The 15,268-nt window shown below is 48.3% G+C and carries 11 protein-coding genes; 4 read left to right on the top strand and 7 right to left on the bottom strand.

Going from position 1 to position 15,268, the window contains the following annotated elements; genetic code table 11:
• Positions 1–35: 35 nt before the first annotated feature.
• The 3 genes from C3V43_RS00425 to C3V43_RS00415 are packed head-to-tail and all read left to right on the top strand — an operon-like array spanning position 36 to position 2,055.
• Complete coding sequence (locus C3V43_RS00425; protein ID WP_106068128.1) at positions 36–722, top strand: hypothetical protein; 687 nt, start codon at positions 36–38, stop codon at positions 720–722.
• A 23-nt stretch (positions 723–745) separates the two neighbouring features.
• The gene (locus C3V43_RS00420) at positions 746–1,525 is read left to right on the top strand and encodes a DUF3822 family protein (RefSeq protein ID WP_106068127.1); all 780 of its coding nucleotides are present in this window, start codon (positions 746–748) and stop codon (positions 1,523–1,525) included.
• Positions 1,516–2,055, top strand: coding sequence for an RsmD family RNA methyltransferase (locus C3V43_RS00415; RefSeq protein ID WP_106068126.1), 540 nt, complete (start codon positions 1,516–1,518; stop codon positions 2,053–2,055). Before C3V43_RS00420 ends, C3V43_RS00415 begins: the two co-directional genes overlap by 10 nt.
• A gap of 21 nt (positions 2,056–2,076) precedes the next feature.
• On the opposite strand, the gene cls is transcribed toward C3V43_RS00415, so the two are convergent.
• From cls to C3V43_RS00400, 3 genes are all read right to left on the bottom strand, one after another.
• The gene (cls, locus tag C3V43_RS00410) at positions 2,077–3,516 is read right to left on the bottom strand and encodes a cardiolipin synthase (protein ID WP_106068125.1); all 1,440 of its coding nucleotides are present in this window, start codon (positions 3,514–3,516) and stop codon (positions 2,077–2,079) included.
• Between the two features lie 428 nt (positions 3,517–3,944).
• Positions 3,945–6,860, bottom strand: a complete 2,916-nt coding sequence (locus C3V43_RS00405; protein WP_106068124.1) for a TonB-dependent receptor — start codon at positions 6,858–6,860, stop codon at positions 3,945–3,947.
• Positions 6,861–6,969: 109 nt separating this feature from the next.
• On the bottom strand, positions 6,970–7,383 hold the full coding sequence (locus C3V43_RS00400; RefSeq protein ID WP_106068123.1) for a hypothetical protein: 414 nt from the start codon (positions 7,381–7,383) through the stop codon (positions 6,970–6,972).
• A 286-nt stretch (positions 7,384–7,669) separates the two neighbouring features.
• On the opposite strand from C3V43_RS00400, the gene aroB reads away from it, so the two are divergent.
• Positions 7,670–8,731, top strand: coding sequence for a 3-dehydroquinate synthase (gene aroB / locus C3V43_RS00395; RefSeq protein WP_106068122.1), 1,062 nt, complete (start codon positions 7,670–7,672; stop codon positions 8,729–8,731).
• A gap of 37 nt (positions 8,732–8,768) precedes the next feature.
• Here the strand turns inward: aroB and C3V43_RS00390 are convergent, their stop codons facing one another.
• From C3V43_RS00390 to C3V43_RS00370, 4 genes are all read right to left on the bottom strand, one after another.
• Positions 8,769–9,401, bottom strand: a complete 633-nt coding sequence (locus tag C3V43_RS00390) for a cytidylate kinase-like family protein (RefSeq protein ID WP_106068121.1) — start codon at positions 9,399–9,401, stop codon at positions 8,769–8,771.
• 408 nt (positions 9,402–9,809) lie between these two features.
• Complete coding sequence (locus C3V43_RS00385; RefSeq protein WP_235655891.1) at positions 9,810–12,380, bottom strand: DUF4962 domain-containing protein; 2,571 nt, start codon at positions 12,378–12,380, stop codon at positions 9,810–9,812.
• A gap of 302 nt (positions 12,381–12,682) precedes the next feature.
• Positions 12,683–13,612: an ROK family protein gene (locus C3V43_RS00375; protein WP_106070378.1), complete on the bottom strand. Its 930-nt coding sequence runs from the start codon at positions 13,610–13,612 to the stop codon at positions 12,683–12,685.
• A gap of 25 nt (positions 13,613–13,637) precedes the next feature.
• Positions 13,638–15,266 carry a Tat pathway signal sequence gene (locus C3V43_RS00370; protein ID WP_164996200.1) on the bottom strand — a complete coding sequence of 543 codons (1,629 nt, stop codon included), beginning with the start codon at positions 15,264–15,266 and terminating at the stop codon, positions 13,638–13,640.
• Positions 15,267–15,268 lie beyond the last annotated feature (2 nt).

The following is a 15,268-nucleotide window of genomic DNA, read 5'->3' as shown; positions in this document are numbered from 1 at the left end:
CGGTGCGAATATAACAACTAAAAAACATATTTATCATGAAAACAGTATTTAATGTCGTTTTAGGCTTATGTGCTTTGGGACTGGTTTACATCTGCTACACCAGCATCATGGGTCCTATCAATTTTGACAAAGAGAAAAAGCACAGAGACGCAGCAGTCATTGCACGTCTGATTGACATTCGTAAAGCACAGTTGGAATACCGTGCCCTGCACAATCAGCAATACACTGCCAGCTTCGACACGCTGATCGACTTCGTGAAAAATCAAAAACTTCCATTCATCTTCAAGCAGGGCGAATTGAACGACAAGCAGTTGGAAGACGGCTTGACCGAAAAGAAAGCCATTGCCATAATCAACAAAGCCAAGAAAACCGGCAAGTATGATGAAGTAAAGAAATGGGGATTGGAAGATTTCAAACGCGACACGCTGTGGGTAGCCGTGTTGGATACTATTTTCCCGAACGGATTCAATGCCGACTCGATGAGATATGTACCTTTCGGAAACGGCGCACAGTTTGAAATGGCTATCAAGAATGATACGGCCAAATCCGGCGCTCCTTTCTGCCTGCTCGAAGTGAAGACACCGTACGAAGTTTATCTGAACGGTCTGGACAAGCAAGAAATCGCTAATCTCAAGGACGTACAAACCAAACTCGGCAAGTATTGCGGTCTGATGATCGGTAGTCTGGAAACAGCTAACAACAACGCCGGTAACTGGGAATAATCTCGTCCCCGACACACATACGTATGATAGAAACCATTGATTTTAATAAGTCAGAACAATACACGTTATCCATCCGTCTCAGCACGGATGGATTTTCTTTTTCAGTGTTCAACCCTCTGGGCGACGGTGAACTCAGTGTCTTTGACCGTAAAGTGGACGAATCACTCTCCCTCACGGCCAACCTGAAGCAAACTTTTCGAGAGACAGAATGGCTGAATCATCCGTTTCGTCAAGTCAATGCGCTCATCGCAAGCAGACGCTTCACCTTCATCCCGTTGGAATTTTTCGAGGACGAACAGGCGGAAATCATCTTCTATCATAATCACCCCAAACAGGAAAACGAGATTGTTCAATACAACATTTTGCAGAAGAACAATGTAGTCGTGCTGTTCGGAACAGACAAAAGCACGTACACTTACCTTCGCGAACAATATCCCGGTGTCAAGTTCTACTCCCAGGTCAGCCCTTTCATCGAGTTCTTCTCTGTGAAGAGCCGTTTGGGCAACAGCCGGAAAATGTATGCACATCTGCAAAGAAAAAGTATGGAACTGTTTGCCTACGAGCGCGGACGCTTGTTGCTTGCCAATGCTTTTGAATGCAAAACAACGCCCGACCGCATTTACTACCTGCTATACGTATGGAAACAACTCGGTTTTGAGCAGGAGCGCGACGAATTGCATCTCACCGGCAACTTGCACGACAAAGAGCAGCTATTGCCAGAACTACGAAAATTTATCCGGCAAGTATTCATCATGAATCCTGCCGCAAACCTTGACCTACAAGCCATAACCTCATGCGAGTAATCAGTGGAATATATAAAAGAAGGCGTTTTGACGTTCCTCGTTCTTTCAAAGCACGCCCCACAACGGATTTTGCCAAAGAGAACCTGTTCAATGTACTGTCCAGCAGATACATGAATCTTGAAGATGGCGGAGTTTGTGCCCTCGACCTTTTTGCCGGTACAGGCAGCATCAGCATCGAACTTGTGTCCAGAGGCTGCGATTTGGTCATCAGTGTGGAGAAAGACCGCGACCACTATACTTTCATTCGCAAAATAATGCAAGAGGTAAAGACCGACAAATGCCTGCCGGTTCATGCCGATGTATTCAAGTACATCAAAAACTGTCGGCAACAGTTCGACTTCATTTTTGCCGACCCTCCATACGAGCTTGCTGAACTGGAGACTTTGCCCGACCTGATTCTTGAGAATAATCTGTTGAAAGAAGAGGGACTGTTCGTACTTGAACACGGCAAGAAAAACAGCTTCGAGGAACATCCGCACTTTGTGGAAAGAAGAGCCTACGGAAGTGTAAATTTCTCGTTCTTCAAATAAAAGCGCTTTTAAGATTAAGCATCAAAGCAAAGGTGCCATCAACCTCACCACGCTTTCGGCAGCCTTTCGATGCCAAGAACGCTTCACCCAGTTTTTCAGGAATACCTGCACACAGTCGCGCTGGTCTTGCAAGAAGATTTCACGCATCTGCAGCGCCGTCTCCACATCATAGATAAAGGCATTTACCTCAAAATTGTGTTCAAAACTGCGGAAATCGACATTGGTAGAACCTACGGTGGATAACTCATCATCAGATACCATCAGCTTGGAATGCAGGAAGCCTTTTTTATAGAAGTAGACCTTGACACCCGAATCCAACACATCAGCCAGATAAGAACAAGAGCCCAAATGTGTCAACCGGTTGTCGGCCCTCATGGGAAGCATCAGACGCACATCTACCCCGGCCAGCGCTGCCGACTGCAAGGCAGTCATCACCGCCTCGGTGGGCAGGAAGTAGGGCGTTTGTATATAGAAGTATTTCTTCGCTCCCGAAATGGCCATGACTAATCCCTGCATGATTTCCTTCCACGGGCCTATCGGTTCGCTCGTCACAATCTGCACCAATGAAGTGCCGCAATTCTCTATTTTGGGGAAATAGCGGGCGGAAGTGACCAAAGTACGATCTACGAAATACCAGTCGAGCAGGAAGGCGGTTTGCAGTCCATGCACAGCCTTGCCCTCCAACAACAGATGCGTGTCGCGCCAAACGCCCCACGAAAACCCGCGTATATAACGCTCGGCCAGATTCATGCCGCCAACGAAGCCTACACGTCCGTCGATGACCACTATCTTCCGATGATTGCGATAGTTCACTTTATTGGTGAAGAGTGGGAAACGAACCTTGAGGAAACTGCGAACCTCAATGCCCGACTCGCGCATCTGTTCAAAAAAGCGGTTGGGAACATGCCAGCATCCCACATCATCATAAATGACACGTACTTCGACCCCCGCACGGGCTTTCTCTATCAGAACATCGCGCACCAAGCGTCCTATGGCATCGTCCTCAAAGATATAAAATTCGACATGGATGTGCTGCGTCGCTTTCTGCAACTCGCGCAGCAGGGACCGCAGCATGGCCTCCCCCGAGGTATATGCCTCCACCCGATTGCCATCGAAAGGGAAAGACTGGTTGGTATTGCGGAACATGGATATCAGGCGGCTGTAATTCTTGGGAAGCGCACATGAGTCTTGTGCCAGATATTCGGCCATCGGCTTCCTCAGCAAACGGCTGTAACTCTTTTTGCCGATGATGCGCACCCGACGCCGGCTACGCCCGAAAAAGAAGTAGAACACCAATCCTACTACGGGAAGGAACATCAACACCAATATCCACGCCATTGTCTTCACCGGATTGCGATTGTCGAGAATGATGACGACAATCGTTCCGATGACAGCGCCGAAATAAATAATATCAAATGCTACCCCGGCAATCTGACCGACAATGGCGTTCCAATCGAACATAGTCCACAAATCATTAAGCATGAAGCAAATGTAGGGAAAACTCAAAAACTTTCACAACAGATTACAGAGATTAACATACAACGGCATTCTAAAGAGCCGGCGGACGTGCCATCCTCCGAAGCGTTTAAGAAGGCCGACGGACATATTCCGAGTCCGAGGCCGACAGTAAGGAAAGAAGTCGACGGGATGCCTTTCAAAAGTCGGCGGCCACTGCATGAAAACATCCTCTTCCATAGGAAGAATTCTCTATCGCAAGCCTTGCGTTATATATCGCAAGCGCTAAGATGTATATCGCAAGCGCTAAGATGTATATCGCAAGGCGCAAGATATACATCGCAAGGCTTGCGATAGAGTTTTCTGCCTAATCTCTTCCTTCTTCGGATAAGGGCGGGACGGACTTTTTTCGCAGGCGACAGGATTTTTTTGTCTCAGAAAGGACGCTGTCCGCCACCGAACCTGCCACGTCCGGGGCCACTGCCGGGAGCTCCAAAGCCATGCCTGTTCTCCATCTTCTCACGGGCAGCCTTGCCTCCGAAGATGTTCAGGCGGTAGATGAAATGGAGCATGCAATAATTGTTTACCCCATTATAAGAGTAGACGGAACGACCGCCGGCCGTCAGCGAGCGGCTGATGTTGCTCTGCTGCTTCAAGATATCGTACATCTCGAAACTGATGGTGGCCGCCCCTTTCAGGAAAGTCTGCGCAAGCTGGGCATTCCAAATAAGTTCGTTGCGATTCATGCTGGTGTCCGTATAGCCGCGACGGCTCTGATTGGCAATGTTGGTAGAAAGGCTCATGTTCCAAGGCAGAGTGACGGTGGTGTTAGCGCCATACGAGAAGGTATATGGATTCTGATTATTGGACGGAGTCAGCTTATCCTTCTCTGCCGAGTACTGGAAACTTCCGTTCAAGCCCAGCTCCAGCCAGTCATTGCGATAAGAACCGTTCAGGCGTTCGCCGAAGTTGAGATTGGTTGTGGTGTTCTTCCGCTCCACCTTAGTCCGGGTATCCGTCAAGTAACCCACATTGTTGGAATAACCTACGTTGGAGAACGAATTGATGGTATATTTCTTGTCAGGCAGGGCCGTATTGAATCCAATCACGCCAAAAGCATTCCAATTGCCGTTAATGTTTTTCGGTGTCGTGGTCCACCCGCCGGTCTCCGGATTATACACACGGCTGTTACTGATACTGTTTTGGGTAAGATTAAATCGGACATGCGACATGATACCGCGCTGTTTCTCGGCATTATATGTATTATAGAACATACGCATCTCGTGGACAAACGAGGGTTTCAGCCCCGGATTACCCTTGCGGATGTTCAGAGGGTTGGAGTCGTCGGTCACGTCGAGCAGGTTCTCCATGCCGGGCTGACTGCTCCGGCCACGATAGAACAGACGTAACTGACTCACTTTAGAGAAACGGACACGCAAATCGATGTTCGGCGCAAAATTAAAGACATTACGTGCCGTATCTATTTTCACCGTTCCCTTCTCGTAAGAGAGGTTAGTGTGCTGCGGTTGAAAAGAAAGACCGGCGCTGAGCTGATACTTAGGGCGGATAAAACGCAAAGCCACCATGGCATCATGGTTGTAGTATCGATATTCGGCAAATTTGCTCTGCCCGGCATTCCATCTGTCGTCTGCACCGTCCGAGCCAAGAGGGCGGGTTATCTGACTGATGATTTCGTCCGAAGCAGGATTCTCGCCGAGGGTTCTGTCCAAATCGCAGACAGATTTATCGCTCTTGTTGTATCTATACCGGAACTGATAACTGAATTGCAAGAAAGTGGTTCGTGCCAGAGGTTCGCTATACGTCAGTTGTGCACTATAATTGTAGCTTTTGGTGGGAACGGTGATGTAACGCATCAATAATACATCGTCCTTAGTTCGATAATATATATTGGAATAGGAATATTGGTCGCTCTCGGAGTCGTTGTAACCGAAGCGTCCGCGAAAAGTGATGTTCCTTCCGCGCGCATTGAGCTTACGGTTCAGTTGCAGAGTAGCGTTGGCCGACAGAGTGTTGCCGTTGCTCAATGAAAGGTTGTCACTAAGGTTCACCAAACTGTCGCCAAACAGTTTCTTCATTTGTCGGGCATCGGCCAGATAGTTGTTGGGATCGACCACCACCTGATAGGGGTCGACATTGAACGTGGCCGATTTGGAGTTGGAGTAGTTGTCCGACTTACTGTAAGACAAGTCGGGACGGAAGATGATATTCGTCATCGTATCAGGCTTCCATTCCAAACGGAAATCAACATTGAAATCCCGGCTTTTATTGCGCTGCCGGCTATTGGAATTAGAGTAAGAGTTACCGTTCGTCAGGAAGTTCTCCGTGCTCCCTACACTGATACGGTCATTGTCTTTGTAGTTGTAGCGGACACTACCGCCCATTTCAATCTTATCCGTTTCCGTAGCAAAGTTTACACCCAGTTCTTTCGTGGCGGTCAGCCCGTTGTTGCGTCGCCAGCGCGGACCTCCTCCCCCACCCGAAAAGCCTTGGTCGTTCACATTGTTGGCTCCGGCAATTACAGATACCTGCGTATTCTCACGGAAATAGTTCAGCATGGCATGCCCCATATACCGGTCTTTCGTGCCACCGGCCAAGTCGAGATTGCCGAAGATACCCTGATTCATTCCCTTTTTCACTGTCAAATCAAGCACGGTTTCCTCCTCTCCGTCGTCAATACCGGTGATACGGGCCAAGTCGGACTTCTTATCGTACGTCTTCAACTTCTCCACCATATCTACGGGCAGATTCTTCAATCCGGTTTTCACGTCTCCGCCGAAGAATTCCTTGCCGTCTACCATAATCTTCTTTATCTCTTTGCCGTTTATCTTTACCGTACCTTCATCATCGACTTCGGCACCGGGCAATTTCTTCACCAATTCTTCCAGCATGGCACCTTCCGGAGTACGATAAGCAGATGAGTTGAAAGCAATGGTATCTTCCACAACCTGCACCTGCGGGGCTTCTGCCGTAACCACAGCTTCGGACAACATCACGGCATCCGTCTCCAACGTCAGTGTGCCCACATTCCTGTCGTGCATGGATTCAGAGAGTTGCAGTGGAAGATATTTAGTCTTGAAACCGATATAGGAAACTTTCAGTACATATTTACCGGCCTTCACCTTAGGGAGCGTGAAATAGCCTTGCGCCGAACTTGCCACACCCGCCGTTTGAGCACTGTCAGGCAAGGAAAGCAACTGTACGGTGGCTTGTATGGCAGGTTCCTTCGTGTCTTCCATAACACGCCCCGTGACTGTAATGTTTTTTGTTTGTGAGAAAGCAGACGACACCGTCAACAGCCACAGTGCCGCCCCAATCATAATTTTCTTCATGCGTTTATTCTTTGTCTATTCCTTATATATCCGGATAATGCCATCCACTGTTTCATTAGACAAGCATACGGACAAAAGGTTTAATGCCCCGCATGACAATTTGGTTTATTTATCGGCCATTCCGTTTAAACAGTTTGTCGACCGTTGCCTTTTTTATACCAAATTCCAGACAAAGTACATTCAATATAAGAAATATGAGGAAAGAAGAAGAGTCCACAGAAAGCAAATCGCCTTTCGCCACACGGTAGAGCATACCGCCGAAGATGAACAAGACGGTCAGGAAGACGGCATTGCGCGTGGCTTTGTTGCGCAATTGCTCCGTCTCACCGCTCTCGTTCTTTGTCAGCGCAAAAATAATCATCAGCGCTCCCATCATCATCAGAAGCTTGGAACACTCTTTATAGAACAACAAATTGGAATCCGTCACTTTTCCCCACATCAGCAGCAGGAAAGGAAGAAACAACGCTAAGGCTATGATGAAATAGCCCAACGGACGGCAATATACGGGTAACAAAGCTCTCATCTGATTTTCGTTTTTTACAGTTTATATACAAGGTCTGCTTAATATTCCCTCTCTCTTTTTATCAAGCTCTTTATCGGCTTCTTTCCGGTCTCTTTTCTTGTTCTTTCCTGCCGCACGGCATTGCCTTGTCGATGAAAGGATGCAGAAAACAGATTCGGAAAGGAATTTCACGGATATGACGGGCAAAAATCAAGCAGCCTCTTATTTTTCGTGACACAAAGGTAACACTTATTGTTGAAAGAACTATCTTTGTCGTGCAATAAATCAATAAAATACAAATCCTCTAATGAGTAAACAAGAAGTAATTCTTTGCGAAGAACTGGCTGACAGCCTTACACAGGCCATCGAAAGATGCCCTCATGACAGACTCTTCATTCTCGCCGATGAACATACCTGCCGCCTCTGCCTGCCGCAATTAAAAAGCATCCCCGCACTGAAAGATGCGGAAGAAATAGTCATCGGGGCAGAAGACATACACAAAAATCTGGAGACATTGGCTTCGGTGTGGCAAGCTTTGAGCGAGAAAGGCGCCAGCCGCCACTCCTTGCTCATCAATCTGGGTGGAGGCATGGTGACCGACCTCGGAGGTTTTGCCGCTTCAACCTTCAAACGCGGTATCGCTTACGTCAACATCCCCACCACCCTGCTTGCTATGGTCGACGCATCGGTAGGAGGCAAGACGGGGATTAACTTCAACGGCCTGAAGAATGAAATCGGCGTATTTGCACCCGCCGCCTGCGTGCTAATAGAGACCGAATTTCTTCGCAGCCTCGATGCCCACAACTTCTTCTCCGGCTATGCCGAAATGTTGAAGCATGGCCTCATCAGCACTCCCGGCCATCTGGCGGAACTGCTGGCTTTCGATACCGAAAGAATAGACTATGCGGCGTTGAAACAGATGGTGGGACGCTCCGTGCAAGTAAAAGAGCGCATTGTGGAAGAAGACCCGTTGGAGCATGGCATACGCAAAGCCCTGAATCTGGGACATACCGTAGGGCATGCCTTCGAGAGCCTCGCCCTTGCCGAAAACCGTCCGGTGCTACATGGCTATGCCGTGGCTTGGGGCATTGTCTGCGAGTTATACCTTTCTCATATAAAGGCGGGATTTCCCAAAGAAAGGATGTATCAGACCATCCGCTTCATCAAAGAGAACTATGGCGGCTTTGCCTTCGACTGCAAACAGTATGACCGCTTGTACGAATTGATGAAACACGATAAGAAGAATACGGCCGGTGTCATCAACTTCACCCTGTTGAAAGAAGTAGGCGACATCTGCCTGAACCAAACTGCGGACAAGGACGCCGTTTGCGAGATGTTCGACTTTTACAGGGAGTGTATGGGGGTATAGTTATATCATAACGCGAAGAGCTATGAATTGACACATATCAGCCGCCAGACAGTTTTCTCTTTACAAACTCTTCCAAGAAGTCTGCCGTAGCGTCGATGCCCAACACGGACGAGTCAATGCAGAGGTGATAGGTAGAGGCAGTTCCCCACGTCTTGTTGCTATAAAAATTATAGTAGTTGGCGCGCCTCTTGTCGGCTTTCTCCATCAACTCTTCCGCTTCCTTTTCCGAAATGGGGCGTTTTCTGCAAATGCGGGCAATGCGATCTTCCGGAGTGGAGGAAACAAAGATATTCACACAGCGGGGATGGTCGCGCAATATATAGTCGGCACAACGCCCCACAAACAGACAAGAGCCTTTGGAGGCAAGCTTTCTTATCACATCGCTCTGAATCTTGAAAAGCGCATCGTTGCTCAAGCAACTCGTTACGGGAATGGCCCCGTCGCTGATAAAAGGGAAACGCATGCCGTACAAGCCTCCCAACACGCCTTGCGATGTCTTCTCGTCGGCCTTCTCGAAAAGCTCGCAGCAAAAGCCGCTTTCTTCAGAAGCCAAGTTTATCAACTCTTTGTCATAGAAGCCGATGCCTAAGCGAGAGGCAAGTTTCTCGCCTACCTCATGTCCGCCGCTACCCAGCTGACGACCGATGTTTATTGCAAAGTTATTATCCATAAAATATATCTCCTATCTCATTTGCAGATAGCAAATATAAAAACTATTACGGAATATCCTTCAGATAAAAACATAAAACTTCTCCCGCTTCCGAAATCCTATCAAGACAGACTCCCACCGTGTCCATAACCTGATTTCAATATAATAAAGAAGGGAAAAAGACTCCGCCTATACGAAACGCCCCCAGAGATACACCCGAAGGGGGTAATCAGTGGTGCCAAGTCTCGTATATGCGACGTTCATGGTCTCGCATATGCGACATGCGTGGTCTCGTATATGCGACGTTCATAATCTCGCATATACGACGTTCGGCATCTCATATATGCGAGGAAAACGGCAAGATATATACGAGTATTTAACAGGCACATAATGCCTTATCTTATACCGAATTCGGGTTATCCATATAAGTTAGATTTCAAGATGAGGCAGAAAGTCGACCAACTTCTTCTTTACTTCTTTCCCGTCAACCCGGTCTACTATAATCGTAGCTCCTTTGTTCGAAGTGTAATTAAAGTCCAATGAAGTTCCTTTCTCTTTATTCTCTATACGTAAAAAAGCTTTTCCTTTACCATCCAAATTGCATTCAATCACCCATCCCTCCACTGTCACACGGTTTCCTTCCCGTTTGATGAAGGCATCGGCGCGATTATTGCCATGCACGTCGACCACATTCAGGAAGCAAGCCTTGGTACAGGCGGCAGTAGATGCGGTAAAATGATAGTGACCGGGAAGAGATTTACCAAGCCTGTTTTTCCAGTCCACGGCGGCTACAAAGAAGGTGTCGGTTTGCGCATACGACATTTTTTGCGAAGCAAACAAATGGGCCACAGATACCCCATCAGCCTTATTCCTGCCCCGTATCTGCAATCCGCCTTCATATTCGGCCACATCCATAGGAAGTTCAACCGTATGCAGCAGATAATCCCACCTTACCGGCTCTTTACCGACCAATTCATCGTAAATCACAAACAAGCCGGAAGTGCCCAACTGCACGACATGCCTGCGAAAGAAGTCGAGTTTATTTTCGTCCCATCCCTTCTCCGGAGTGAACCGAGTGCCCGATAAGCGCCCACGCTCCAACCATAAGGGAGACTGCACTTTTCCATACGCATTGGAGGCGTCTCCTACAACGTATGAAATCTCTTCGCCCTCATAATATCGGGGAATCCATCCATATCCATCAGTGCCGATTCTTTGCCCCATGCCATTGATTAATATCGAATTATGGGCACGGGTATTCCGATAGGCATACATACAGTGGTCATCAGTAAACCCCGTGCGATGACCGCTACTATAAAAAACCGCCTTACCGCCAAAGAATGTATTGAAAGCATTCTGATTGGCCAACGCATGCGATGTAGAACCGTAAGGACTGCTTCTGAAAGAGAGCATCGCATTGTTTTTGTAATGTCCGAGGTCGGTGTTCATTAAAGCTGTACCGGTTTCGTTAAACACTTTACATCCCGGCAAGTCCGACAAACGTAGCGCGCCGGCGGGTCTTTCCTTTTTGGTAACACAGCGATACCACGTCAAGTCGGCGGGCTTGGCTTCAAAGGCTTTCGACAAGATTCCGGGGTCTTCTCGCATAATCTCGTGCACATAAGCCGCCGCCCACCAATTGTTACACTCGCGCGCCAGCGCATCGGCATAGCCCACACGCCCTCCGTTGGGCATACGCTGGTTTTCATGCGAATTGCCATGGCCGCCCGATTTGGAAAAAGGAGGTTGTTGGTAAACGACATACAGGGCATTGTTATCATACCAAGGGTCTGCAAAGAAGTCAAACCCCGATATGCGCGAAAAGAATGCCGGCACTTCTATCAATGTGCGTATGTTGACGTGGAAATAAGAGTCGCCATTATGCCAAGCACCATCATGGTTCAGTCCCGGCAGACGGGATATCCATTCGTTATAGCAATAATCGGCCCATACGGATGCTTCGGGAATTTCGCCAACCGTGGCAAAAGCGGCCATCGTAAGAATGCGAAAGGTCATCTGCCACACGTGGTTGTCTGCAATACGGTTCTCCAAATGGTTTACATATTCATTGAAGAACTTATCACCGATGCTGCGGATATTATCCAACAGCATCCGCTTTTCTTCCGAAGTCAACAAATTATAGAAGCCATCATAGGCGGATGTGCTCATGGAAAGCAGCGTGGAGAGATTGAAGTCGCCTGCAAAATATTTGCTCGTCTGCCAAGAAAGAATCTCACTCAAGCGCTCGATGCCTTCCCGGTAATACTTCTCATCTTTAGTCAACAGATATGCCCGCACCAATGCTTCCACATTGGCCTCTTCGCGGTCTACAATTTTACGGCTCTCGCGAATAAGGGCCGACTCACGTTGCACGATATTGGTCAATGTAACGACATTGGTCGTATCTATTTCTTCCTGAAGATGCTTCAACGGAAGGGAAAAGCACCGGGAGGCTTTGTCCATATACGCATGAGCCTCCGGGTTGTTCTTGTTTCTCAGCATCACTTCTTCCCACTCTTCCGCATCCAGCAATATCCGGGGATGACGGGAAGAATAGCCGGCCAACACCTCTTTCAAAGCCGGCGGATTGAACTCCTCAGTATGCTCATCTATATAAAAATGATGGACCGGCGACCATTCTTCCTCTCCTTCGGGGCTGACATAAGCGTGTTGCCAATACCATTTGCCTTGTGCCAGACATCGGAACGGATTGTAAAAGGCCCATGCACGCTCCCCCGTCAGGACATCCTTCTCAAAGTTTTTATCCTGAGAGATACGAATCCTGTAAACCACTTTCGGCTTCTCTTCCACTTGCCCCGGCACGCCGTCCAACACCGCACCGAGATGAGGGAATTTGTCAGGCCACATGAAATGCGGCGGATTTACCCTGACATGCATCCCATCCTGTGGAGAAGGGGTTGCACGCACCTCATTCATCAATGTTGCCTCCGCGACTTTTATCACAGCCGACGGTTCGGAACTGACACAAGCCGCCAGCATACACAAGGCGGACAAACCTGCTATTATCTTTCTCATAAACATTTCCTTTCTTTTATACTTCAAAGAGAAGCAAAACCGCATCACGCCTCATGAATGCCGTGCATCCTTGTTGCAGTTCCACTGCATAGCCTTTGCAGCATCACTGTAATGCCTTTGCATTACCACTGCAACACTTTTGCAGTAACGCTGCAAGCATGTTTGCAGTGGAACTGCAGCAAGTTTGCAGTGGAACTGCGGCAGGCTTGCAGAATCTTGCAGCAATGACATGCAGGACTACAACGTCTTGCTTCACAACCCGACACTTATAATATCAACGATGCAGCACCAATCAGTCCGGCCCTGTTACCCAGTTCCGCAGCCACGATTTGCGTATTCAGGGCACAGTCCATGATAACATGCCCGCCGGCAACCTCCTTTATCTTTTCCACGTAAAAAGAACCGGCTTCTGCGACACCTCCTCCTATCACAACACGCTGAGGACTGAAGATATTAATGAATCCGGCAACGCCTCTTCCCAAATAATAAAAATGTTCGTTCATGCAATCGACAGCCAGCGGAAAAGCCTCGCGATACAAACGGACAATCAGTTCTCCGTCTATCTCCGCATCGAACTCCAATCCCCGCTCCTCTGCCAATGTACTGAAACGTCTTACCAAAGCCGCCGTCGAAGCATAATGCTCCAGACAGCCAACAGCGCCGCATGCGCAACGTTCTCCCGTGGCTATCAAGGGAACATGGCCCAACTCCGTGCCCCGGTTGGCATACCCGCCGAATAATTTGCCATCGATAATCACCGCACCGCCTATGCCTGTACCTACCGTCAAAAAGACAACATCGCTGCATCCTCTTCCGGCACCGAACTTGGTCTCGCCCAACCCCATCAGATTGGCATCATTTCCTACAACCACGGGTAGTTTCAACGCTTCTTCCAGCACGGAAGCCACGTCTATGTTTTCCCATCCCACAATGTTCTCGGCACCTCCCAGTACGATACGGTTGGTCTCATCGACAATGCCCGGAGTGCCAAGCCCTATGCCCCGTATGTTCCTATTCCGCCGCCCGGCCTCATGTTTCACAATGGAAGCAGCCTCCACCAGTCGGGCCATCACTTCCGCAGCCGACACGGAAGCAAAAGAAGGTAATTTCCCTTCAAAGAAAGAATTACCCGCTTCGTCCACCAAAGCGTATTTTATAGACGTACCGCCTAAATCAATGCCAATAGCATATTCCATAGCTCCCAACATTCATAAAGTTTTTTCAGACTCTTTCTGCCCATATAGGAGAACTCCAAGCCCATTGCCGATTACGCTGACGAACTCTTACATAATAATAGTCTGTATCCCTTTCGGGTTCTTTATCTTCCATGTAATGTTCGACCGTAAAGCAGCTTTCGGGCATGGCACGATTGAACAGAATAGCTTCGCTGAGCCATCCTATCATGAAATGAGAACGCGAACCTTCCAGAAGCTCGCCTAACGAATGCTCAAACTTCTTACCGTTAAATTCAGCCGAAATCACACCGTCTTTAAGCATAGACACGTCCAGAATCACACCTTGTGTGGCAGGAGTGGTCGTATTCGGATTCTTGGAACTGTACATATCCAGTTCAACAGTATTGCTCGTCACGGATACTATACGATTCACCTTTGTTTCAAATTCCGGTTCTCCCGGTTGGGGCGAAGTAAATGCAGCACCTCGGAAACAAGGTTCAACGGCATTAATTACTCCTTTATCCACCGACAGCATTCCCTGCCAATGCACATACTGCTCTTCACGGTTCCAACCGAAATCAATCTTTATCTTACAACGCACCATATCCCCGTCCGGCATCTCAGGCAGCAACGGACCACTTAAACGGGCAATACATTTCCTGTTTTTGACAATATCTATATAATCGATACAGCTTCCTCCCTCTACATTCAAATAAATGCGACGACTGTTTCCCCGCACCACATCACCCGGAAAAGCATCGTTCAAACGGAAATCGATATTGATTTTATCCCCGGTGGCACAACATACATGGCGGTTTTTCATGGCATCCCAAATCTTATCGCGAGACAACGATTCGGCCAGAACACCTATACGACCGTCGCCATAGCTGCCCGGATAGCCTGCGTGTTGGTCTGTCGACCCCATAATACCGAATTTCCTGCCTTGTTCCAATCCATATTGAACGGTTCCTTCCCACTGGCGAGGTCCCATGTCATGCAAATAATCATAGTCCCCTTGGTCACTCTCGGCCAACCCGTGCCGGGAATACATCTCTACAAACGGAGTTTGCTCTCCTTCCGTAAAACACTTCCAGTTATATCCGCGATAGCCGGTCTGATAGCCCATGTGGTGGGGAGTGATAAAAACCTTATGCCCACGGGCTTTCTGCTTCCAATCTTCTATGGAAGTACATTCCACCAACGGCGCATCCAAATCATAATTCAAAGCGACATGATCTCCATGTTCCATACTATGCGCCTCATAACCTATAAAAGTGAGAAACTCTCCTTCCTTATTATACTCATTGGTCATAGCCACATACTTCTCGTAGCCTCCCTCGCGCAGACGCTTGAAGGCGCCGGTATGATAATCAATCACCCACTTCAGGCGAGGGTCATCCGCGCCGGGAATATCGGGCCACATGGCATGTGGAGTTACAGAAACAAAATCCAACTGCGCCTTAGCCGCTTCGAATGCAGAACGCATATCGCCATGCCCATAAGTTATATTACAATGATTATGCAGGTCTCCCCAAAAATATTTCAGATTACCGGCAGAGGGCATCTTTCTTTTCTCCGCAGGAGTTCCCATCCGGCACGAAGACAACAAACTGCCCGATGCGGCTAACCCTAAAAAAGACCAACCGGTGTTCTTTATAAAACTTCTTCTATCCATAC

Origin of the sequence: Prevotella heparinolytica, assembly GCF_002998535.1 — a bacterium.
In the GTDB taxonomy this organism is placed as follows: Bacteria; Bacteroidota; Bacteroidia; order Bacteroidales; family Bacteroidaceae; genus Bacteroides; species Bacteroides heparinolyticus.
Note: the sequence above shows the minus strand (reverse complement) of the source record. Positions and strands in the feature narration are given on the sequence as shown.

Excerpts from the sequence above, each read along its gene's own strand:
- C3V43_RS00385 (WP_235655891.1), bottom strand. The coding sequence starts at position 12,380 with ATGCTGGCGGCTTGTGTCAGTTCCGAACCGTCGGCTGTGATAAAAGTC.
- C3V43_RS00425 (WP_106068128.1), top strand. The coding sequence starts at position 36 with ATGAAAACAGTATTTAATGTCGTTTTAGGCTTATGTGCTTTGGGACTG.
- aroB (WP_106068122.1), top strand. The coding sequence starts at position 7,670 with ATGAGTAAACAAGAAGTAATTCTTTGCGAAGAACTGGCTGACAGCCTT.
- C3V43_RS00415 (WP_106068126.1), top strand. The coding sequence starts at position 1,516 with ATGCGAGTAATCAGTGGAATATATAAAAGAAGGCGTTTTGACGTTCCT.
- C3V43_RS00370 (WP_164996200.1), bottom strand. The coding sequence starts at position 15,266 with ATGGATAGAAGAAGTTTTATAAAGAACACCGGTTGGTCTTTTTTAGGG.
- C3V43_RS00375 (WP_106070378.1), bottom strand. The coding sequence starts at position 13,612 with ATGGAATATGCTATTGGCATTGATTTAGGCGGTACGTCTATAAAATAC.
- C3V43_RS00420 (WP_106068127.1), top strand. The coding sequence starts at position 746 with ATGATAGAAACCATTGATTTTAATAAGTCAGAACAATACACGTTATCC.
- C3V43_RS00405 (WP_106068124.1), bottom strand. The coding sequence starts at position 6,860 with ATGAAGAAAATTATGATTGGGGCGGCACTGTGGCTGTTGACGGTGTCG.
- C3V43_RS00400 (WP_106068123.1), bottom strand. The coding sequence starts at position 7,383 with ATGAGAGCTTTGTTACCCGTATATTGCCGTCCGTTGGGCTATTTCATC.
- C3V43_RS00390 (WP_106068121.1), bottom strand. The coding sequence starts at position 9,401 with ATGGATAATAACTTTGCAATAAACATCGGTCGTCAGCTGGGTAGCGGC.
- cls (WP_106068125.1), bottom strand. The coding sequence starts at position 3,516 with ATGTTCGATTGGAACGCCATTGTCGGTCAGATTGCCGGGGTAGCATTT.